Below are 22019 nucleotides of genomic sequence, written 5' to 3'. Positions count from 1 at the left end.
TACTCACTTGTAACTATCTGGATCGAGTCCGATTAGCTCGAAATACTCTTTTTGTAGAGCTGAATTTAACTCTTGGTATTTTTTTACCTCGTTACTTAGGGCAGATTTTTGCTCTTTTAAATCATATAAAACACTAGCTGAGCGACTCCCAAAGAATACATTTCCTACATATACTGCAAATAGTATAGTAACAAATATTAGCAGTGAATATGCGATAATTTTTCTAATGGAGCTAGATTTTTTACTCTCTAGCTCAGCTAGGATAGGGTTCAAATTTTATCGCCTAGATATTCGCTAGTTTCGCACTCGATTTCTAGTAAGCGATTGTATTTAGCATTTCTTTCACTTCTACTAGTTGCGCCAGTTTTAATCTCGCCAGTATTTAAGGCTACAGCAAAATCAGCAATAAAACTATCTTCACTTTCACCACTTCTATGGCTCATAATGCAGCGATAGCCATTTCTTTGTGCTAGTCTTACTGTTTGCATTGTTTGGCTTACTGTGCCTATTTGATTTGGCTTGATTAATACGGCGTTTGCGATACCTTTTTGAATTCCCTCTTTTAGGATTTTTTCATTTGTTACAAATAGATCATCGCCTACTAATTGAACCTTGCTACCTAGTTTATCAGTTAGGATTTTCCAGCCAGCCCAGTCATCTTCGCTTAGGCCATCTTCGATTGAGAAGATTGGATATTTTTCACATAATGCGGCGTATTTTTCTACCATTTGTTCACTTGTAAATTCTTTACCTTCAAGTTTATAAACATTACCATCATAAAGTTCGCTAGCAGCAACATCTAAAGCTAGTTTAATCTGCTCGTTTGGTTTATATCCAGCTTTTATAATAGCTTGCATAATTAGTTCAAGTGGTTCTTCATTATCTTTTAAATTTGGAGCAAATCCACCCTCATCACCTACTGCAGTACTATGTCCAGCATCATTTAGTAGTTTTTTAAGTGTTTGATAAATTTCAGCTGCAGCACGAAGCGCATCGCTAAATTTATTAAAACCAAATGGCATAATCATAAACTCTTGAAAATCAACGCTATTATTAGCATGCGCCCCACCGTTTATGATATTAAACATCGGAACTGGTAAAATAGTAGCATTTGCTCCACCAAGATATCTATATAATGGAAGTTTGCGTGAATTTGCTGCTGCTCTAGCTACTGCCATAGATACACCAAGAGCTGCGTTAGCACCGATTTTGCTAAAATTTTCAGTACCATCTAGAGCAATTAACGCATCATCAATTGCTTTTTGATTTAAAGCATCTTTACCGCATAACTCTTCAGCTATCATTGAATTTACATTTTTAATAGCTTTTAAAACGCCTTTACCACCAAATGCATCACCACCATCTCTAAGTTCTAAAGCCTCTCTTTTACCTGTGCTTGCACCGCTTGGGACGATTGCTGAACCGGTACTACCATCACATAGCGTTACAAATGCTTTGATTGTTGGATTTCCACGACTATCTAAAACTTCAATTGCTCTTACATCTTTAATTACTGGCATTACTCTTCCTCACTTTCATTCTCATCATCACCGCTACTCATCATGCTATCACCTATATTTTCACGGATTTTAGCTGTTATCTCATCAGCTATATTTAAATTCTCTTTTAAAAACGCTTTTGCATTCTCTCTACCTTGACCTAGTTTTGTGCTTTCATAGCTAAACCAGGCGCCGCTTTTATCGATTATATCAAGTTTTACACCATAATCTATAATTTCACCTTCTTTACTAATTCCTTCGCCAAACATTATATCAAATTCAGTCACTCTAAATGGTGGAGCGACCTTATTTTTAACCACTTTAACCTTAACTCTATTTCCAATTGGCTCTTCACTTTGTTTTAATGTGGCGACTTTTCTTACATCTAAGCGGACTGAAGCGTAGAATTTAAGTGCATTGCCACCTGTTGTAGTCTCTGGAGTACCATATCCCATAGCGCCGATTTTCATACGAATTTGGTTGATAAAGACAACTGTGGTTCCCATTTTATGGACGACACCAGTAAGTTTTCTTAGGGCTTGACTCATTAGTCTTGCTTGAAGTCCTACATGCTGGTCTCCCATATCGCCTTCTATTTCGCTTTTTGGTGTTAGAGCTGCGACACTATCTACTATGATTAGATCTACTGCACCACTTCTAGCTAGAGTCTCAACAATATCAAGCGCTTGTTCACCAAAATCTGGCTGAGAGATGTAAAGATTATCAGTATCTATGCCTAGATTTTTAGCATATTTAACATCTAATGCGTGTTCTGCATCGACAAAGGCACAAACTCCACCATTTTTTTGACATTCAGCAATTAGATGAAGAGTCAGAGTTGTCTTACCGCTACTTTCAGGACCGTAAATTTCGATGATTCTACCACGAGGAATACCACCTATGCCAAGTGCAATATCAAGTCCGATTGATCCAGTTCCAATAGCATCAATTGGCTCAATTTCCTTATCGCCAAGCCTAAGAACAGTACCTTTACCAAAGGCTTTATCAATCTGTTTAAGGGCTAAATCAAGGCTTTTTTTCTTATTTTCGTCCATTATTTTCCTTGTTTTTTGGTTATGCAAATGCTGATATTTTATCTTAAAAAAGCTAATATGCTAATAAAATTTACTAAATTTGAGATTTAAATTTTTATAAATTCAAGTTTTTGTGTAGTTTGTTTTTTATTATTATAAATCAACTTTTAGTATAATATATCACTAGTAGAAGAGTTGCTAACTCTAGGTTATTTTTTTAATCCCTTAAACAGCTCCATCCACTGCTTCATCACCACCTCTTTGCTAAATTTATTTTTGACTATCTCTTTACTTTTTTCGCCCATTTTGGCTCTTAGATTCTCATCTTGCATTAATATTTTTAGTTTATTGGCATATTCATCTAAATTATTATCAGTGATTAAAAATCCGCTTTTCTCATCTTCTATTATATCGCTTGGACCTGTGGCGATATCAAAGGCTATGGTTGGCAAGGCATAAGACTGAGCCTCTATAAGCACCATAGGGAGTCCTTCAAAATGGCTTGCCATAGCATATATACTAGCGCTTAGATACTCGCTCTCTACATCTTTAGTAAATGGTTTTAAGATTATAGAGTTAGATAAATTTAGATTTTCTATCTTAGTTTTTATCTGCTCTTTTAGATCGCCATCACCTACAATGTGTAGCTTCCAATCATTAAATTCCCCACTATCTTGGATTAATTTCCATATATCGATTAAGCGCAAAAAGCCTTTTTGATTGGTTTTTTCTATGCGCCCCATTGAGAGCACGACTTTTTGAGAGTAATTGGTGTTTGAATTTGGGATATTTGGGATGAAATTTGGGATTAAAAATATATTTTTATGATGGCTTTGCCAAAAGCCAATCTCTTTAGAGGCTATAAGTACTATAGAATCAAAATAGTTATATCTAGCCAGGTAGCGTCCTTTTGAAGTTATGTGGATGATTTTTAGATATTTTGTATTTTTATTTTTAAATAGCGGAAAATGCGGTGAGTTATTGAAAATCACAAAATCCTTATCTTTGAAATCACGCTTTAAGATATAGCTCTCAATAAATTTATAAAAGATTTTATAGAAGAAATTTTTACGCTTATCATCAAAAGATTTATCGTGTAAATAGCTTAATTTCACTCTACTATCAAGCTCAAAAGCTTCATTTATCCCGCCTTTATAAAAGCTTAAAATCTCCACATCTAGCCCAGAGGCCGCATAAGCATTTGCTAGATTAGTTACGACTCTTTCAGCGCCGCCTTTTATAGTGATATCGCCTACTGTTAGCAATACTTTTATCGCCATTTGACTCTCTTTTCTTTAATGGTGTTTAGGTAAATTTGATGGTTTGATTCTAGCATTTTTCTGCTGTTTTCAGCGTGATAGAGATGATATGCAATCCCTGAAAATTTAAGCCTTCTAAGCTCTCCCCCACTAAACAAAAATCTCGCCACAAACTCAGAATCCTCCCTACCCCAGCCAATGAAATTCTCATTAAATCCGTCGATCTCATCGCAATCAATTTTATAAAAGCTCATATTACAACCTCTAATTCCTTTGATGAAATCTCGCTTTTTAAAGAAACTTGCCCTAATGGCTGAGCTTTTGTAAATAAGTTTTGAGAGTATGGAATTTTGCTTGGATTTAAGAGTTTTAAACTCGCTCACATACCCTCTCCCATTTATCAATAAATCAGTTTGACTCTTATCCAAAACCACTCTTGAGCCTTGTAAAAACTGCTTTTGCTTGGCGAATTTAAGATGATCTAAAATAAAATTTCTATCTAAAACCATATCGCCATCAATGATTATGATATACTCACTAGTTGCTATATTTATAGCTTTATTGCGAATTTGGCTCAAGCGAAAGCCCTGATCTTCTTGCCAAATATGCTTTAACTCACAAGGGAAAATCGCTTTAAATTTCTCAATCAAATTCTTTGTAGCTACGCCACTTCCATCATCAGCGACCAAGACTTCATTAGGCAAATAATCTAAATTTAAAATACTTTTTAAGACCTGCTCTAAATATTTTTCATTGTTATAAGTGGTGATGATTAGGCTCACGCTTGGCATTTGGTGATTTAACTCATAGAGTTTGGCATACTTAAAAAACGCCCCAAGAGCATTACAAAGGCTAATCACAAAGCCCTTATAACCATACAAAAATCCCTTTTTAAAGGCGTAATCACGGATGAATTTCCAAACGCTATGTAGCACGGCTTTGCTGATAGTGCTATTTTTGGCTCTATTTTGTATCGCATAAAGGGTGGAGTATTTTTGCATCTTTTCTATAAGTGTGCTGATATCATCATAAGCGTAATGCCTTAATCCATTTTTAAGTTTTATTATATTTAAATTTTTAGCTTCCAAGCTCTCATGGACGAAATTAGAATTAAATTTGGTTTGAGTTTTATTAAATAGCCTTAGGACAAAATCTGGATACCAGCCACACGCCTTTATCCACTCGCCTTTATAGAGATTTTTTCTAGGTAGGGCGTAGATATTTTGGGGATTTAGATCTAAATTTGCTACCTCATCAAAAGCTTGAGATTCCAAAACCTCATCGCTATCAATGCTCAATATCCAATCATTACTAGCGTAATTTATCGCTAAATTTTTAAGCGGCCCAAAACCGATAAATTCACTAGAATAAATTTTCAAATTATTAAATTTGGCCTTAAATTCATTAGCGATTTTTAAGGTATCATCGCTACTTTGATTATCAAGCAAGATAATCTCATCAAAGCTTTTTAAGGATTCTAAGCACTCTTTAATGGTATTTTGGGCGTTTTTGACTAGTATACAGACGCTAATCTTGGTACTAAGTTTCATATATTCCTCTAAATATTTAGGGTTTTGTATCTGCTTTTTAGTGCCGATATGAACTTATCAATTTGTAAATTTAGATGTTTCATATCTGAACTATTATCAATTACGAAATTAGCTAGACGGAGCTTCTCATCGATTGATATTTGCGAATTTAATCTAGCCTTGGCCTCATTTAAACTAATCCCATCTCGTAGCATTATGCGTTCTAAACAGATTGGCTCAAGTGCATAAACCACACAAACACTCTCAAACTCATTATAAGCTGGCGCACTCTCAAAATATAAAGGTAGATCAACTAAATATGGTTTTTCTTTCTCTTCAAGTTCGCTAGCACTATCAAAAATTTGTTTTCTAATAAGCGGATGGAGCATATTCTCAAGCCTTTTTTTAGCATTCTCATCGCTAAAAACTAGCTTACCAAGGCGCTTTCTATCAACCTTTTTATCACTTATAAATTCATTGCCAAATTCATTAGCGACTCTCTCCCAGCACTCATCTAAAAGCTCATGTGCAATCTCATCAGCATCAATTACACTAAAGCCATAAACTCTAAGTAGATTTACAATTGTGCTTTTGCCACTACCAATAACCCCAGTAATTACTATAGCATTTTTAAATTTACTCAATGGAAGCTATGACCTCTACTTCTACTTTTACACCCTTTGGCAATTCTTTTACTGCTACAGCACTTCTAGCTGGATATGGCTCACTGAAAAACTCAGCATAAATTTCATTCATTTGAGCAAATTCAGATATATCAGTTAAAAATACAGTTGTTTTAACAATATTTTTATAGCTTAAATTTAGCTCTTCTAAGATCCCGCCTACATTTTTTAAAGCTTGGGTTGTTTGGGCTTTGATATCGCTTCCTACTACCTCGCCACTATCTGGATCCAGCGGGATTTGACCGCTACAATATACTAAATTTCCTACCACTCTATAAGCACTATATGGGCCAATTGCTTTTGGATAATTTGACATTTTATTTCCTTAAATGAAGTTTGGCTATATTAGCATAAAATAAGTTCAAATTTGCTAAAATCAGCCAAATTTTAGCTACAAAAGGATCTATTATGCAAGATTATGAAGGATTTTATAAGGCCGCTTTTAAGCTCTTTGATGGTAGAGTTTATAAAGATTATTTACGCCGATTTTGCTATGGTGTGGAGGCCTCTTGCTACTCATATATACCAAAGCTAGTTTTAATGCTAAAAAGCGAAAAAGAGATTATAAAGGCTTTTGAGCTATCTCGCAAATTTAACACTCCACTATGTTTTAGGGGTGCTGGGACTAGCCTAAGCGGTCAAAGCTCGTGCGATACGGTGCTAGTTTGTTTGGATTTTAGATGGGATCATATGAAGGTTAGTAGAGATGCTAACTCTATAAATTTAGGTTGTGGGGTTATCGGCGAAAATGCTAATAAAGCCCTAAAACCGCTAGGCAAAAAGATCGGCCCCGATCCTGCTACTATCGCTGCGGCGCAAATTGGCGGAATTGTCAATAACAACTCAAGCGGAATGTGCTGTGGGGTCAAGCAAAACTCATATAACACGCTAAAATCCATTAGAGTAATTTTAGGTGATGGAACTATCCTTGATAGCTCTGATGCCATAAGTGTGGCTAGTTTTAGAAATAGCCATAAAGATTTAATAGAGCAAATTCTAAATTTACGCTCTCAAATCCTAGCTGATACTGAGCTTTGTGAGCTTATAAGGCGAAAATATAAGATCAAAAATACAACTGGCTATAGCATTAATGCCCTTTTAGATTATAGCGACCCAATTGATATTATTACTCATCTATTTATCGGTAGTGAGGGGACTTTAGGCTTTGTAAGTAGCGTGGAATTAGAGTGCGTGGATGATGAGAAATTCAAAGCTTGTGCGCTTTTGTTTTATGATGATATCTTAAAAGCGGCTAAGGTTGTAGAGATTTTGGCTAAATTTGAAAATGAAATTTCTAGTGCGGAGATTATGGATTATGGCTCACTTAAGGCTGCTTCTAAATTCAAAGGCGTGAGCGAGATTTTGCCTGATATTAAAGATGGAGAAGTCTGTATCTTGATCCAGAGCCAAAACAACTCTCAAGATAGATTAAATGAGCAAATTCAAAAGATAAAAGATGCGATCAAAGATTATCCAACTAGTCAAGAGATGAAATTTAGCTTTGATGAGAGTGAATTTGCTAATTGGTGGAAGATTAGAAAAGGGATATTTCCTATCGCTGCTACGGCTAAAAGGCCTGGAAGTAGCGTAATCACAGAAGATATATGCTTTGAGATAAAAGATCTTGGAGAGGGGATTAAAAGCCTTCAAGAGCTATTTAAAAAGCATGGATTTGAAGATAGCGCTATAATTTTTGGCCACGCATTAGCGGGTAATTTACACTTTATAATCACGCCTGATTTAAACCAAAATAGCGAATTTGAGAGTTTTGCGAATTTGGTTGAAGATATGTCTTTGATGGTTTCAAATTTCGGTGGAAGTATCAAGGCCGAACATGGCACCGGTAGGATGGTAGCGCCATTTGTAGAGCTAGAGTGGGGAGCAAAAGCTTATGCCATAAATAGAAAAATCAAAGAGATTTTTGACCCACACACTCTAATAAATCCAGATGTAATCATCACAGATGACAAAGAGATATACAAAAAAAATATCAAGCAATCAGCCATTATAGGAAATGAATTTGATGATTGTGTGGAGTGTGGATTTTGTGAGAAAAACTGTCCATCTAATAAGCTAACTCTAAGCCCACGCCAAAGAATAGCCCTAAAAAGAGAGATGCAAAGACTAGGAGCTTTAAGTGATAAAGCTAGTAAAAAGCTATTAAAAGAGCTAAAAGATGGGGCTAAATACTTCTTAAATGAGAGTTGTGCTGCCTGTTCTATGTGCGAAGAGCTATGCCCTGTTGGGCTAAATACAGCAAACCTAGCCCTAAACGAACGCAAAGTAAATGCCAGTGATTTTAGCAAAAAAACTGCTGAGTTGGCTAAAGCAAACTTCTCTTTAGCTCTAAATGGAGCCAAATTTGCCCTATCAGCTGCAAATTTACTAAACTCAAATTCAATTCGCAAACTCTCTTTTAAAGCTAATTTAGCTATAAAAACTCCGGTTCTTAAAGAGTATCTACCAAGAAAAAATAGCTATAAACTGCGTGATAAAAATTATGGCTTTGATGAAAGTGTGGTATATTTTTCAAGTTGTCTAAATAGAGCCTTTGCCCCAAATCAAAATTTAAATGACAAACGCCCTATCCAAGAGGTATTTGAATCACTATGTAAAAAAGCTAAGATAAATGTGATATATCCGCAGCAAATCAGTGATATGTGTTGTGGGAAAGTTTTTACCAATTATCCAGATACAAAAGAGCTAAATAGAGCCAAAAATATAGATATTTTAAGAGAGGCTACAAACGAGGGTAAATATCCTGTGGTGATAGATCACGGCGCTTGCTCTTATGAGCTTATAAAATCACTTAAAGATAGATTTGAAATTTATGATTTGAGCGAGTATTTACTTAAATTTATCTCTACAAGACTTTCTATTGTCCCAATAAATGACGCAATAGGACTATATACAATGTGTGCTAGTAAAAAACTTGGACTTGAAAATACTATGATGAGTTTAGCTAAGCTTTGCACTAAAGGGCAAGTTATAGTCCATAGCGATACTGCATGTTGCGGTTTTGCTGGGTATAAAGGGTTTTTTACTCCGCAATTAAACATACACGCTACAACTAAATTTAAGAGATTTTACCAAAATAGCGCAGTCAATATCGGTTTTAGCAACTCTAGCACCTGTGAAATCGGGCTAAGCGAGGCAAGTGGATTTAGCTGGCAGCATATCGCTTATTTGCTAGATAGCGTTAGCATTAGCCAAAAATAAGTTCAAATAGTGTAAAATCACGAAATTTAAAAGAGGTGAAAAATGATAAGTTATAAAGACGCAGGCGTAGATATAGATGCTGGAAATAGCTTTGTTGAGGGGATTAAACCATTTGTTAAATCGACTCTAACTCCAAATGTAATAGGTGGAATAGGATCATTTTCTGGAGCATTTAGGCTTCCTAGCGGATATAATAAACCAACTCTTCTAGCTGCAACCGATGGTGTAGGAACAAAACTTCGCCTAGCAATAGATAGCGGTAAATTAGATAGTGTGGGGATTGATCTAGTTGCAATGTGCGTCAATGATTTAATATGTAATTTTGCTACGCCTATGTTTTTTTTGGATTACTATGCAACTGGTAAATTAGATATAAACTCGGCCAAAGAAGTAGTAAGCGGTATCGCCAAAGGATGTGTAATAGCCAAATGCGCTCTAATAGGTGGCGAAACGGCTGAAATGCCAAGTATGTATAGCTCGGGGGATTTTGATCTAGCGGGATTTGCTGTGGGTGTGGCTGAAGAAGATGAGATCGATAGAACTAAATTTGTAAATGAAGGCGATATCTTAGTAGCGTTGCCAAGCTCAGGCCTTCACTCAAATGGCTTTTCACTAGCAAGGGCGGTGATCAAAAAAGAGAAGTTAAATTTGGGTAGTGAATTTGAGGGTAAGACGCTTTTAGAGACGCTTTTAGAGCCTACTAGAATTTATGTAGATGAGTTTTTACGCCTTAAAGATAGCATAAACGCAATGGCTCATATAACTGGTGGCGGTATAGTCGAAAATCTCCCTAGAGTCTTGCCAAATGGACTTGGCGCAAAGATCCAAAGAAGTGCTATCAAAACGCCAAAAATCTTTGAATTAATCGCCAAAAGCGTAGAGCAAAGCGAGATGGATAGAACGTTTAATTGTGGTGTAGGAATGGTATTAGTAGTGCCAAATGATAAAGTTGATTATGTATTAGCTAATAGTGATGGGTATATAATTGGCCAGATTATCAAAGGTAGTGGCGTAGAGATGTTGTAGGCTTTGTGATTATTTATTATGCGCTATCACAAAGTATTAATATTAAGGCAATTTTTGGTAAAAAGCATTTTTAAATTCCAAATTTTGTCTTTTTTAAAATGTTTTTAACAGATGAGCATTGTAAAAGTAAAATTTATAATGCTTTAGATAAAATGGAACTAGATAAAAGAATTTTACCATTATGTAAAAGATATTAAGTAAATTGTATAAAATTATATTTTTGATCTAAATAATGAATTTGCATTCACAATGATTAAAGAACGCAAAAAATAAAACTTAGGTCAAGTATATTTATCTCTTATTTTGTCGTCTGCATTATTTTGGTTTGTGCTAAATATTTTCATTTTATCATTGTTAATTTGAAATTTCATATTAAATACTCCTTTAGCATACCAAACACACATTTTGCGTTGTTGAGTTTGGTTTAATAAATCGCTTCTTTTTGCATTTATTAAAAACTTGCAATGATAAATATTTGTCAATCGCACCAAGTGAGCAAGATCTATAATTTGAGGCTTAAAAATTTGATCAAATGACATTGAAACAAATATATCGCAATTAAATTTAGTAATCATAGCTAAAAATTTAGGCGAATTAATATCGCAATCTCTAAAAAGCTCTATACTATAATCAGCAGCAAATTTAGCTAAAATTTTATCATCTGAGCCACGCCTAACACATATAAACAAATTTGCATATTTGGTTTGCGATTATTTTAAATGCGTTATACGACCAAATACCATCAGCAAAATAGCCAATATTTAGTATTTTATTTTGGGCTTGAACCCACCCCCAGTCTCATTAGAACCTCCTAAATTATTTTGTAAAATCTCTAAGCATTTTAATTTCATCAGCCCAGATAGTCTCATCAATAGTCTCTAAAATTAATGGAATCTCATCAATTCTATTGTCTTTCATAATACATCTAAATGCTTGTTCTCCAATTAGTCCAACTCCAAGGCTATCGTGACGATCTTTGCGTGAGCCAAGGGCGCCTTTGCTATCGTTGATATGCATTCCGCTTAAGTATTTAAATCCTACTATTTTATCAAATTCAGCCATAGTTTTAGTATAACTTTGCTCATCTTTGATATCATATCCGCTAGCAAATAAATGACATGTATCAATGCATACACCCACACGACTAGGATCTTTACTCATAGCAATTAATGCAGCTAGGTGTTCAAATTTATAGCCTAGATTACTGCCTTGACCGGCCGTGTTCTCAATAACTAATTTTATATTGCTAGAACGCTCTAGCAAGGAGTTCATCTCTTTAGCAATTAATTCTAGACACTCATCTTCGCTTATTTGTTTTAAATGTGAACCTGGATGAAAATTAATAAGTTCAATCCCAAGAGCTTCGCAACGCTCTATCTCGTCTAAAAATGAGTAAAAACTCTTAGCCCTTGCACTCTCATCTGGATGGCCTAAATTTACTAAATAGCTATTATGTGCTAGTATGCAAGCTGGCTTAATATTTGCACTGACTAAATTAGCTTTAAACTGACTTATATCACTTTGAGTAAGTGGTTTAGCGCTCCATTGTCTTTGATTTTTAACAAATAGAGCAAAAGCGTCCGCACCGATATTTGCAGCATTTTTTGGAGCATTTGCTACTCCACCACTTGCACTTACATGCGCTCCTATTCTTTTCATTGCAACTCTCTTATTATAATTTTTATATTATTTTTACTATCTATAAATTTAGCTGTTTTATTGCAAACCTCATATCTAAAACTACTAAAATCTTGTGTAAATCCACAATCAGTTTGAATCAAATTTGCTGAGTCATATATTGCTCTTTGGGTTATAATATCATCTAAAATCTCATTATAATGGGGCGAATTTAGATATTTGATGTTAAAACTTTTGCGAGACATACAAGCTGAGTTTATGCAGATATTTTGAGCTAATTTTAGGTTTAGAGTTAGTGTGCCGCTATTGTAGATTTGAACTTGTGTACCATTTGTATAGCTGTGAATAAACCCTGTATCGCTAATGCGAATTTGTGGCGTAATAAAACTAAATAAAACCCCACTAGAACGCTTTGGCTGAACAGTGCCACAGCCAAAAATTAACGCAGATAATAGTGTTAAAGTAGTAAATTTAGACCAAAATTTATAGATATTCAAACTATGCCTTTTTAAATTTGACAAATTATACAGTTTTTTTGTAAATCGCTATGATTTTTAAGCGATATTTAAGCATTACTCTTGTATAATTCCACTCGCACAACCGCAGTGGCCCCTTCGTCTAGCGGTTAGGACATCGCCCTTTCACGGCGGTAACACGAGTTCGAGTCTCGTAGGGGTCACCACTTTATTCTAAAAATCCCACATTTTATCATTTTTTTATAATATTTTCTCGAAAGTGTAATTTTTGTTAAATTTAAATTTATCTTCTATTTATTCTTTAAATTCAGCGAAATTTTTGTAAAATAAAGCCTAAAAATGACGATATTAAAGTTAAATTCAAAAGGACACATATGCAAAATGGTGAAAAAAAAGATGTTAATGAGTTAAAAAATGACATCTCAAAAAAAGATGAGCGAGATCTAACTGAAGATGAGAGAAAGTTTAAAGAGCTTGATTCTAAGATAGCTCAAAAAATTAAAAATGATGAAGAGATAACTACACTTGATAAAAACATAACTGCTATGATGCCTTATGCTATCGATACTTCGCTTACGCTATTTGGTTTAGAGGAGAATAAAAAATTTGGCGTTTATATGGGCAAAGACCCGCTAGATCTAAATATCATAAATCTTGAAACCAAAGAGTATTTATACGAAAGCCCAGCTAAAGATGTTGAGAAAAAGATTATAGAATTCGAAGAAGAGTACGCCAGACATAGGGCGCTTTTTATCTATGGAATTGGCAATGGGGTGTTTTTGAAATCAATCTTAGCAAACCCAACGCATAAAAAGATATTTGTTTTTGAACCTGAGATTGAGATTTTATATGCTGCGCTTAGCTTGATTGACTTTTCTAGGGATATTTTTACTGATAGATTATTTATTTTAGATTCGCATAAGGTTACATTTTTACAATTTTATATTATTTGTAAAATGCCAGATGTATTTCATAGTTTTAGATTATATAATCTACATATTATCGATGATTATTATAATAATGAAAAATATCAAGAAAATATTATGGAATTAAATAAAACTATGCAAAAAGCAATTATCCAGACGCTTTATGAGCGTGGAAATGACTCTAAGGATTGCTTGTTAGGAATGATTCAAACAACACAACATCTTCCAGATGTATTTGGCGCAATTCCTCTAAGAGATATTATAAATAAAAGAAAAAATAAGATTAACTCAGCCGTAATAGTATCTACTGGTCCATCGCTTCACAAGCAGTTGCCAATACTCAAAAAACTCGCTCCATACACAGTAGTTATAGCTGTTGATGCAAGTTATCCTATTTTAAAAGAGCATGGGATTAAGCCTGATTATGTAACATCTATAGAGAGAATTCCGCCTACTCCGGACTTTTTCAAACCTGCTAGAACTAAATTTGATGATGGGATTATATTTGTTGTGGCTTCTCTTACTCATCATGAAGCAGTAGAAAATTTGCATGATAAAGATGTTTGTTATGCTTTTAGGCCGCTAAATTATGAGATGAGTTTTAGAGATTTTAAATTTGGCTATATCGGCGGTGGACAGAGTGCTGCGCATATGGCGTGGAATGTAGCCCAAGCTTTAGGCTGTAAAGATGTAATGTTAATAGGCCAAGACTTAGCTTATGGCGAAAATGGTACTAGCCACTCTAAAGGACATATATTTAAAGAGACCGAAATTCCATTAGAAGAAGTTCCTATAATGACAACCAAATATGGCGGTAAAGGTGAAATTCAAACTACTTTTGTATGGAATTTATTTAGACAATATTTTGAGCATAATATCGCAATGATGCAAAGAAGTAATCCAGATTATAAGCTTTATAACTGCACCGAAGGTGGAGCAAGAATAGAAGGAACAACTGAAATTTCATTTAAAGAGATGGCCGATAAGATTATCGCTGAGGGTAAAAAGAAAAATTTCAAACCAATCTTGCCAATTAGCAAAGAAAAGCAAGAAGAGCATCTAAAAAAAGCAATCAAAAATATAACTAAAATTTTCAAAACTGGTCATAAAGTTCAAAAAAAATGTGAACGATTATATCTCAAAATCGCCAAAGAGATTGAAAAATCCAAAAAATTAAAAGAGCAAGATAAAGCAGATAAAATCAACTATGATAAGCTACAAAAACTCTCATTTGAGATTGATAGCCTAAAAGAATATGTCTTTAAAGATAAAGTCTTTATGTCGTCATTTTATGGTATTTGCGGAGCGATGCTAAATAGCCAAGAGCTTGAGCTTGCCGTTATCTCAGCTCGTAGAGCCGATACTGATGAAGAAAAAAATGATAAGTTATTTGAGTGGGTTTCGTGTCAGAGTTATTGGATATTTAGCTTAGCTGGTAGTATAGATGCGACTTTGGGTAAATTAGCTGACGCCGCTAGTGGATTTATGGATAGTCATAAGTTGTTAGAACAATGATAAATAACGATATTAAATCAACATATGATGAGCATACATATGACTCATATTCATACGCTCAAACTTGTATAGATTATCTTTGTGCGGTGGCTAAATTTCATGGCCTAGATGCTGTTAATCCGCATAATTCCAAGGTTCTTGAAATTGGTTGTGCGATGGGTGGCAATATAATAGGCCAAGCTATCAATCATCCAAATTCAACTTTCATAGGAATTGATTTAAGTAGTGAGCAGATAGCTATAGGCAAGAGAGCAATCGAGGGAATCGGGTGTAAAAATATAAAGCTTATTGAGATGGATATTTGTAATCTCATAAGTGAATTTGGTGGTAAAATAGAGTTTGATTATATTATTTGCCATGGTATTTATAGCTGGGTGCCTGATTTTGTAAGAAGTGCGATTTTACAAAGTTGTCAAAAGCTATTAAGCCAAAATGGCGTGGCATTTATCAGCTATAACTGCTATCCAGGGTGGAAATATGTCGAGCCTTTGCGTGATTTTATGCGATTTAGTGCGGTTAAAAGTAGTGGCAATGTCACTGATTTGGAGTCTGGATTAAATGCGATTAAATTTCAAAAGGCTTTTTATGCCAAATATAGCCCAAATGAATCAAGTGCTACACATATTAAAAATTTAAATTCCGAGTATATTAAACATATTCAAAACTACCCAAAAAGTTATGTGGCACATGAATATATGGAGATTTGTAATCAGCCATTTTATTTTTTAGATTTTGTAGCTGATGCTGGTGATAATGGGCTTTGCTATGTTGCTGATGCCACATATCATTTCGATCCATCATTTTTGCCTGATGGTGCGATAAGTGAGTATTTTAAGCTATCATTTGATGATTATATCTCAGCTAATCAAGCTTATGATTTTTTATACTCTATTAGATTTAGAAGCTCTATTTTAACCAAATCGCAAAATCAAAACAAGCTAGCTATAAAAGATGAAGATAAGGCTAAATTCTTACATAATCTACACTTTAAGCTAATAAAGCCGACCCCGCAGCTTCTAAGCTCAGCCAAAGATACATATATCGAACCACTTGCAAAGGCATTAAATGATGCATTTCCATCAACTTTAAGCTTTGATGAAGTTCGTGCAGTTTATCCAAAAGATGATATAGTATTTAGATACTATGATATTAGAACGCTTACAAACAATGCTATTACCATTACTTGTAAACCGCTTCAAAAGCTATTATATATCCCTGGTAAGACTAGACTAAAAATGGAATATATACCATATCTAAGATATTTCTTAGAAAATGAAGGTTCGTCAATTGGTGTAGCAACTCCATCAAATGATAGGCTAAATGCTGATAAGCATACACTTGAACTTGCATTAATGTTTGATGGTAATCACAGTATAAAAGATATTCAAAATCATATAAAAGCTAAATTTGAGAGCGAAAAACTGATTCCAACCATTCAAAAAGATGACCAAAATGTTCCACTTAAAACTCCAAAAGAACAAAATGAATATTTCAAAAATGCTGTTGAAATCATTCGTCTATCGCTGGTTAATAGCTTTATGTTAGAAGAGTATTAGGCTATTTAAATTTATTTAGGCTAAATTTGTTAAGATTTTAGCCTAAATAAACTCTAATCTATAAATGTGCCATTAATAGATTTTAAGCGCCATTTATAAAATCTTAATTTGTAAATTTATAAAGCATTAGCGATCAGCTCAATTGGATTGGAGCATTTAGTATCGCTACCATAGATATGTAGGGCGTTGTTTAGCTGCATTTTACAAGCGCTACACTCACTTCCTACGCATTTGGCATTCATGGCGTCTATCTGTGCGGCTCTGCTTTGACCGGCCTGGCGGCTTAGGTGGTATTTTTCACTTTGCATTGTTACTCCGCCAAATCCACAGCAACTATGATTATCGCTCATATCATTTAAGATATAAGCGTGTTTTAAAAGCTCTCTTGGCTCTTTCCAAACTCCTTGCATCTTTCTAGCGTGGCAAGGGTCATGATATGTGATTTTAGATAGTTTTTTATCTCTATTTCGCTCTTTTAAAATTTGAGCTAGATTTGTAAATTTAGCCAAATATTCAGTAGCTAAATATATTTTTTTGCTGATATTTATAGCTCTTTGTTTCCACTGCAAATCATTGTGAAAATAGTGCTCATAATCTACCTTTATCATCGCCGAACAAGTCGCTTCTGGTATTATAATAGCTTCGATTTTACCGCTATTTAATAAGGATTCAAAATACTCAATATTCTTTTTAGCTAGATAATCTACAGTGTTAAAATCCCCAGTGAAATACGCTGGAGCCGAGCAACAGCCTTGAGATTTCATCAAATGAGCGTTGATTTTAAGTTCTTTTAATATCTTAAGTAACCCCTCGCCAATAGCGGTATAAGCATAATTTCCCATACAGCCGATAAATATCCCGATAGTTTTATCTCCGCCATTATCTATAAATTCAGTGTGAGAGTTTAAAAAGCTCTTTTTAGATGCTGCTGGTAAAAGACGCTCTTTTTTTAACATTGGCAGACTAAATCTTGGGCTCATATTGCCATCTTTGATCTTAAATCCACAGCTTTGAAACACATATCCAAATTTCGCAGCGATATCCATAATTTTTCTATTTCTAAGTAGATAAAAAAATAGCCTTTTATACCACGAAATTCCAAATTTAGCCGCTATATCGGCTCTAGCATTTTCTATCATAGTATCAGTTGGCAAGGATACCGGGCAGTCTTGGACGCAATTTGTACATAAAAAACAGCTCTCAAAAACATCTTTTAAATTCTTATCAAGCTCGATTTCACCTCTATTATAAGCCCCCAAAAGATCCAAAAATCCCCTTGGGCTCTTGACCTCATCGTGGCTGATTTTGTATATTGTACAATTTGGCTTACATTTTCCACACTTCACACACGCATCGCTAATCTCACTAAAATTATAGTTACTCATTTATCCTCTTTGTTTCATCAAACTTGCTCTAATAGCTTCTATAAAGGCAGTTCTAACACCGGCTTTTTCTAGCTCGCATACACCCTCGATAGTCGTTCCAGCAGGAGAGCAAATGCTATCTTTTATTAGTGCTGGATGAGTATCTTTAATCAATCCAGCAAAGCTATCAAATAGCCCACTTGTCATAGCTTGAGCCTCATCTAGTTTAAGCCCAGATCTTACAGCAGCAGTATTGATAGCTTCAGCTACTAATGCTAGATATGCTGGAGCGCATCCGCTGATTATGCTAGCAGCATCAAAAGTGGATTTAGAATCAAATTTAACCGCTTTTCCAAAGCCATTTAGGATCTTTTCTACTAGATTGGTATCACCAATTGCTATATATGGATTTATGCTTTTTTGGTATTTTGCGGCGATATTTGGCAAGCAAATAGCGTGATTTAGGGCGTTTATAGCTTGAATTTGCTCTAAGCTTGTGCGAGCTAGCACGCTAATTATCAAATTTGCTCTACCTTTTGCGAGATTTACAAACCACTCAAGGGCGTTTGGCTTGATAGCTAGTATAATGTTTTTATCACTTATATCGTAGTTTTTATCTATTATCTCTACTTCAAATTCACCTTTTAAAGCCTCTAATCTATCACTCAATCTCCCCGCAAAGCTCACTTCAAAACCAGATAATTTCAGCCCATTAGCCATAGCTAATCCCATATTTCCAGCGCCAATTATAGTAATTTTCATCTTACTTCCTGTCTTAAAATAGATACGCTACTTGGTAATTTAGAGCCATTTTTGATAGCGTTTGTTATGCTTGATAGATCAAATTTAGTATGATCAAAGGCGACCACATAGCAGATATCGCCAGGTTTTAGATATCTATTTTTGCCCGCTTCTTCATATCTTGTAGCGCCGATTGTGATTATCATCTCATTTGGGTAGTTTGTATTTTTTAAGATATCTGATAAATTCTCTAACACAGCATAATTTTCTTGTGTGTTTAATCTATCTTTGATCCACTCTAATAACTTTTCATAAAAATATGAGTATCCGCTTAATTTGGCGCATTCGCCATATCTGATTAGCTCATTTTGGCTTTGTAAAAATGATACTAAGCTATAATTATCACAGATCCCACCAAGGCTAAATTTGTCTATATCAATCTCATTTCCGATTCCTTTTGAGCCGTTGCTGAAGTTTTTCTTTTGTGATATTTTTGTAGCGGTTTTGTCATTTCTAACTGAAGCGTCATTAAAAGCAGCAAATTTAAGTGGCTTAATGCTTTTAACCTTATTATTTTCATACTTTAATTCACATCTTAATGCGATCTCAGGCTCCATTTGGATATTTAAATTTTTATCATTAGGTAGATATAAATAGCCATTATCTATACAATTCCTACCCAAAAAACTATCGCTACCTTTGATATAAAATGGAAATATCCCTTTTGGGGCGTATTCATCATCGGTTTTAACCAAGGCGAAATCATCAGCCTCGCCAGCTTGTTCAAGATGTAAGGCGAAATTTCCAGCTATCCCAAATCCTAAAATCTCACTCACAAAATCTCCTTTAAACTGTCTTTGAAAAGCTATTATTAACGCCTTTAAATTTCGCCATATACTCATCAAAGCACATAGCGATATTACGGATTAATAGCATTCCGGTTTGGTTTATCTCAATTTTTTGGCTATCGATACTCATAAATTGCTTTAACTCACCTAGCTCATCTAATTCATCTTTAAAATGGTTAAAGAAATCAATCTTAAATTTACTCTCCACAGACCCAATATCAAGAGCGAAATTCGCCATCAACTCCATAATTACAAATTTTCTAAGCTTATCTTCTTCATTTAGCATTATGCCTTTGAAATTTGGCAATTTACCAGCATCAATAGCAGCTTCATAGCCACTCATATCTTTGTAGTTTTGAGCGTAATAGTCATCGCCCTCGCCGATACTAGTTAGCCCTATACCAATGAGTTGCGCTCCGCCTTTTGTAGTGTATCCTTGAAAATTCCTATGAAGTGTGCCATTTTTTAAAGCACCAAATAGCTCATCACTAGGCTTAGCGTAGTGATCCATACCTATCATTTTGTATCCATTGGATGTGAGAAATTCCATAGTGTATTTTAAAATTTCAAGCTTAGTTTTTGGGCTTGGTAGCGTGGCTTCGTCGAATTTTCTCATACTTTTTTTGATCCATGGGACATGAGCGTAATTAAAGATAGCAAATCTATCAGGATTTAGACTAACTCCTAGCTCTAAAGTGCGTTTAAAACTCTCTAAGCTCTGATAAGGCAAACCATATATAAGATCGGTATTGACACTTAACATTCCATATTTTCTAGCCAAATTTACAGCATTTTGAGTTATGCTAAATGGCTGAATTCTATGGATCTCTTTTTGAACCTTTTCATCAAAATCTTGTACCCCAAAGCTAACTCTATTAAACCCATGCTTTCTAAGGACTTCTAGCTGATCTTCATTGATAAATCTTGGGTCTATTTCACAGCTTATTTCAGCGTCATTTGTGAAATTTTTAAAATGTTTTTTAATAGCTTTTATAATCCTATCAAGCTCACTAGCACTATAAAATGTAGGCGTCCCACCGCCAAAGTGCATCTGTATCACTGCTCTATTGGTATCTACTATACTAGCTAAAATTTCAAGCTCACGCTCCAAATAATCCAAGTAGCGACTCATCTTATCGCTTTTGCTAGTATATATCACATTACAACCACAAAAATAGCACGCCGAGCGACAAAATGGTAGATGAAAGTATAGCGAAAGTGGCTTATCACACTCTTTTAATCTCTTGATATACTCATCATAGCTAAACTCATCGCTAAATTCCAAAGCCGTAGGATAGCTAGTATATCTAGGTCCTGGCTTAGAATACTTCACAAATGCTTCAAAATCTACCATAATCACTCCTTATTAACAAGCGAGCGCATATCCAAAAATAAATTTGGATGCTCTTTTTTGATTTTAGCTATAACTCTATCTAAATTTGGCTCTTTTTTGTAGTTTGCCTTTTTGATCTCTTCTATCGCCACAGTCCAGACATCGCCAAAATCAATTGGCAAATTTTGTAAAATGGATCTTTCTAGCTTTAGCTCGAAATTCTCTTTTTGTGCGTTTTTTAGTGCGTTTATCACCGCTTCAAATAGCTCAGCAGGCACTAGGGCGCAAGGCTTATCGCCATACATACCAAACCATGGAGTATTTAAATTCGCTTTGCCTTTGTAGCTAAGCTTCATTTGATTATTATCCATATCTTCTAGCTCAAAGGTTGTGCGACGCCTTTTGCTAATGCCTAGAGTTTGGCTAATATTTTCTAAATGATTATTCATATCTCATCCTATCACACCAGACCATTACGCCTTTTTGTGCGTGAAGTCTATTGTGAGCTTCTCTAAATATCTCATCAGCGTGAGATTCAAATACTTCTTCACTGACTTCATATCCTCTATAAGCAGGCAAGCAGTGTAAAAACACAGCCCCATCTTTGGCTAGGCTCATCATACTTTTATCTACGCAAAATCCAGCGAAATCGGCGATTTTTTTCGCTTTTTCATCCTCTTGACCCATAGAGACCCAAGTATCAGTAGTAACGACATCTACGCCACTTATAGCCTCTTTTGGGTCATTGCCTATTTGGATTATAGCGCCACTTGATTTGGCATTTTCTAAGGCTATGTTTTTTACCCATTGTGGGATTTCATAGCCTTTTGGTGTAGCGATTCTAAGCTCAAAACCAAGCTTAGAAGCAGCCATAAGCCATGAATTTGTCATGTTATTGCCATCGCCTATATATGCGACTTTCATATTTTGGATATTTAAGCCAAGCTCATCTAAGGTTAGCAAATCAGCCATTAATTGAACAGGGTGAAAATCATCGCTAAGCCCATTTATCACAGGCACACCGCTAAATTTAGCAAGCTCAACCAAATCGCTTTGTTTATAAACCCTAGCCATAATCATATCCACCATTCCTCCAAGCACTCTAGCGGTATCTTTGATAGGCTCACCACGGCCAAGTTGTATATCACGACTACTTAAAAACAGCGCTTTTCCGCCAAGTTGTTGTATCCCAACTTCGAAGCTCACTCTAGTCCTTGTCGAGCTTTTTTCAAAAATCATAGCTAAAAATTGATCTTTTAAATATGGTTTATACTCTTTATTTAAGGCCTCTTTTTTGATATCTTTGGCAATGTTTAAGATATCTAAAATCTCATCTTTGCTTATATCATTTAGAGTCAAAAAGTGTCTCATAT

The 22019-nt window shown here is 34.9% G+C and carries 20 protein-coding genes and 1 tRNA gene; 5 read left to right on the top strand and 16 right to left on the bottom strand.

Annotation, left to right across the window (positions count from 1 at the left end; translation table 11 throughout):
* Window positions 1-3: 3 nt before the first annotated feature.
* The 7 genes from CIGNP85_RS04340 to CIGNP85_RS04310 form a co-directional block, all read right to left on the bottom strand.
* Window positions 4-273 carry a hypothetical protein gene (locus CIGNP85_RS04340; RefSeq protein ID WP_086225234.1) on the bottom strand — a complete coding sequence of 90 codons (270 nt, stop codon included), beginning with the start codon at window positions 271-273 and terminating at the stop codon, window positions 4-6.
* Complete coding sequence (gene eno, locus CIGNP85_RS04335; protein WP_086287145.1) at window positions 270-1520, bottom strand: phosphopyruvate hydratase; 1251 nt, start codon at window positions 1518-1520, stop codon at window positions 270-272. The genes CIGNP85_RS04340 and eno overlap by 4 nt, the downstream gene beginning before the upstream one ends.
* A complete protein-coding gene (recA, locus tag CIGNP85_RS04330; protein WP_086225985.1) occupies window positions 1520-2554 on the bottom strand; it encodes a recombinase RecA in 1035 nt (344 codons plus the stop codon). Before recA ends, eno begins: the two co-directional genes overlap by 1 nt.
* 188 nt (window positions 2555-2742) lie before the next feature.
* Window positions 2743-3807 carry a glycosyltransferase family 4 protein gene (locus tag CIGNP85_RS04325; RefSeq protein ID WP_086287230.1) on the bottom strand — a complete coding sequence of 355 codons (1065 nt, stop codon included), beginning with the start codon at window positions 3805-3807 and terminating at the stop codon, window positions 2743-2745.
* Entirely contained in the window at window positions 3804-5342 is a 1539-nt protein-coding gene (locus CIGNP85_RS04320) for a glycosyltransferase family 2 protein (protein WP_086287143.1), read from the bottom strand. Before CIGNP85_RS04320 ends, CIGNP85_RS04325 begins: the two co-directional genes overlap by 4 nt.
* A gap of 8 nt (window positions 5343-5350) precedes the next feature.
* Window positions 5351-5965, bottom strand: coding sequence for a dephospho-CoA kinase (coaE, locus tag CIGNP85_RS04315; protein WP_086287141.1), 615 nt, complete (start codon window positions 5963-5965; stop codon window positions 5351-5353).
* Window positions 5958-6320, bottom strand: a complete 363-nt coding sequence (locus tag CIGNP85_RS04310; protein ID WP_086287140.1) for a RidA family protein — start codon at window positions 6318-6320, stop codon at window positions 5958-5960. Before CIGNP85_RS04310 ends, coaE begins: the two co-directional genes overlap by 8 nt.
* Before the next feature lie 92 nt (window positions 6321-6412).
* On the opposite strand from CIGNP85_RS04310, the gene CIGNP85_RS04305 reads away from it, so the two are divergent.
* Window positions 6413-9223: an FAD-binding and (Fe-S)-binding domain-containing protein gene (locus CIGNP85_RS04305; RefSeq protein ID WP_086287138.1), complete on the top strand. Its 2811-nt coding sequence runs from the start codon at window positions 6413-6415 to the stop codon at window positions 9221-9223.
* A 42-nt stretch (window positions 9224-9265) separates the two neighbouring features.
* Complete coding sequence (purM, locus tag CIGNP85_RS04300) at window positions 9266-10249, top strand: phosphoribosylformylglycinamidine cyclo-ligase (protein ID WP_086238454.1); 984 nt, start codon at window positions 9266-9268, stop codon at window positions 10247-10249.
* A 281-nt stretch (window positions 10250-10530) separates the two neighbouring features.
* Here purM and CIGNP85_RS04295 read toward each other — a convergent pair whose 3' ends face one another.
* From CIGNP85_RS04295 to CIGNP85_RS04285, 3 genes are all read right to left on the bottom strand, one after another.
* On the bottom strand, window positions 10531-10938 hold the full coding sequence (locus tag CIGNP85_RS04295) for a hypothetical protein (protein ID WP_086287136.1): 408 nt from the start codon (window positions 10936-10938) through the stop codon (window positions 10531-10533).
* 127 nt (window positions 10939-11065) lie between these two features.
* Window positions 11066-11908 (bottom strand): deoxyribonuclease IV, encoded by an 843-nt coding sequence (gene nfo, locus CIGNP85_RS04290; RefSeq protein WP_086241592.1) that lies wholly within the window; start codon window positions 11906-11908, stop codon window positions 11066-11068.
* Window positions 11905-12384 carry a hypothetical protein gene (locus CIGNP85_RS04285; protein ID WP_086228597.1) on the bottom strand — a complete coding sequence of 160 codons (480 nt, stop codon included), beginning with the start codon at window positions 12382-12384 and terminating at the stop codon, window positions 11905-11907. The genes nfo and CIGNP85_RS04285 overlap by 4 nt, the downstream gene beginning before the upstream one ends.
* 110 nt (window positions 12385-12494) lie before the next feature.
* Here CIGNP85_RS04285 and CIGNP85_RS04280 point away from each other — a divergent pair.
* The 3 genes from CIGNP85_RS04280 (at window position 12495) to CIGNP85_RS04270 (ending at window position 16360) form a co-directional block, all read left to right on the top strand.
* A tRNA-Glu gene (locus tag CIGNP85_RS04280) sits at window positions 12495-12569 on the top strand.
* A gap of 168 nt (window positions 12570-12737) precedes the next feature.
* On the top strand, window positions 12738-14804 hold the full coding sequence (locus CIGNP85_RS04275; protein ID WP_086287134.1) for a motility associated factor glycosyltransferase family protein: 2067 nt from the start codon (window positions 12738-12740) through the stop codon (window positions 14802-14804).
* On the top strand, window positions 14801-16360 hold the full coding sequence (locus CIGNP85_RS04270) for a class I SAM-dependent methyltransferase (RefSeq protein WP_086287132.1): 1560 nt from the start codon (window positions 14801-14803) through the stop codon (window positions 16358-16360). Before CIGNP85_RS04275 ends, CIGNP85_RS04270 begins: the two co-directional genes overlap by 4 nt.
* 116 nt (window positions 16361-16476) lie before the next feature.
* Here CIGNP85_RS04270 and CIGNP85_RS04265 read toward each other — a convergent pair whose 3' ends face one another.
* The 6 genes from CIGNP85_RS04265 to argF are packed head-to-tail and all read right to left on the bottom strand — an operon-like array spanning window position 16477 to window position 22017.
* Entirely contained in the window at window positions 16477-17745 is a 1269-nt protein-coding gene (locus tag CIGNP85_RS04265) for a (Fe-S)-binding protein (protein ID WP_086287131.1), read from the bottom strand.
* Complete coding sequence (locus CIGNP85_RS04260; protein ID WP_086287129.1) at window positions 17746-18486, bottom strand: pyrroline-5-carboxylate reductase; 741 nt, start codon at window positions 18484-18486, stop codon at window positions 17746-17748.
* A complete protein-coding gene (locus tag CIGNP85_RS04255; protein ID WP_086241598.1) occupies window positions 18483-19301 on the bottom strand; it encodes a DUF5718 family protein in 819 nt (272 codons plus the stop codon). Before CIGNP85_RS04255 ends, CIGNP85_RS04260 begins: the two co-directional genes overlap by 4 nt.
* A gap of 10 nt (window positions 19302-19311) precedes the next feature.
* Window positions 19312-20667, bottom strand: a complete 1356-nt coding sequence (gene hemN / locus CIGNP85_RS04250) for an oxygen-independent coproporphyrinogen III oxidase (RefSeq protein WP_086287127.1) — start codon at window positions 20665-20667, stop codon at window positions 19312-19314.
* Window positions 20668-20669: 2 nt separating this feature from the next.
* Window positions 20670-21095 (bottom strand): DUF2603 domain-containing protein, encoded by a 426-nt coding sequence (locus tag CIGNP85_RS04245; protein WP_086225216.1) that lies wholly within the window; start codon window positions 21093-21095, stop codon window positions 20670-20672.
* The gene (argF, locus tag CIGNP85_RS04240) at window positions 21088-22017 is read right to left on the bottom strand and encodes an ornithine carbamoyltransferase (protein WP_086287125.1); all 930 of its coding nucleotides are present in this window, start codon (window positions 22015-22017) and stop codon (window positions 21088-21090) included. Before argF ends, CIGNP85_RS04245 begins: the two co-directional genes overlap by 8 nt.
* Window positions 22018-22019 lie beyond the last annotated feature (2 nt).

Origin of the sequence: Campylobacter sp. P0085, assembly GCF_002139495.1 — a bacterium.
GTDB classification, from domain to species: Bacteria; Campylobacterota; Campylobacteria; order Campylobacterales; family Campylobacteraceae; genus Campylobacter; species Campylobacter devanensis.
This window is presented reverse-complemented; position numbering and strand designations above follow the sequence as displayed.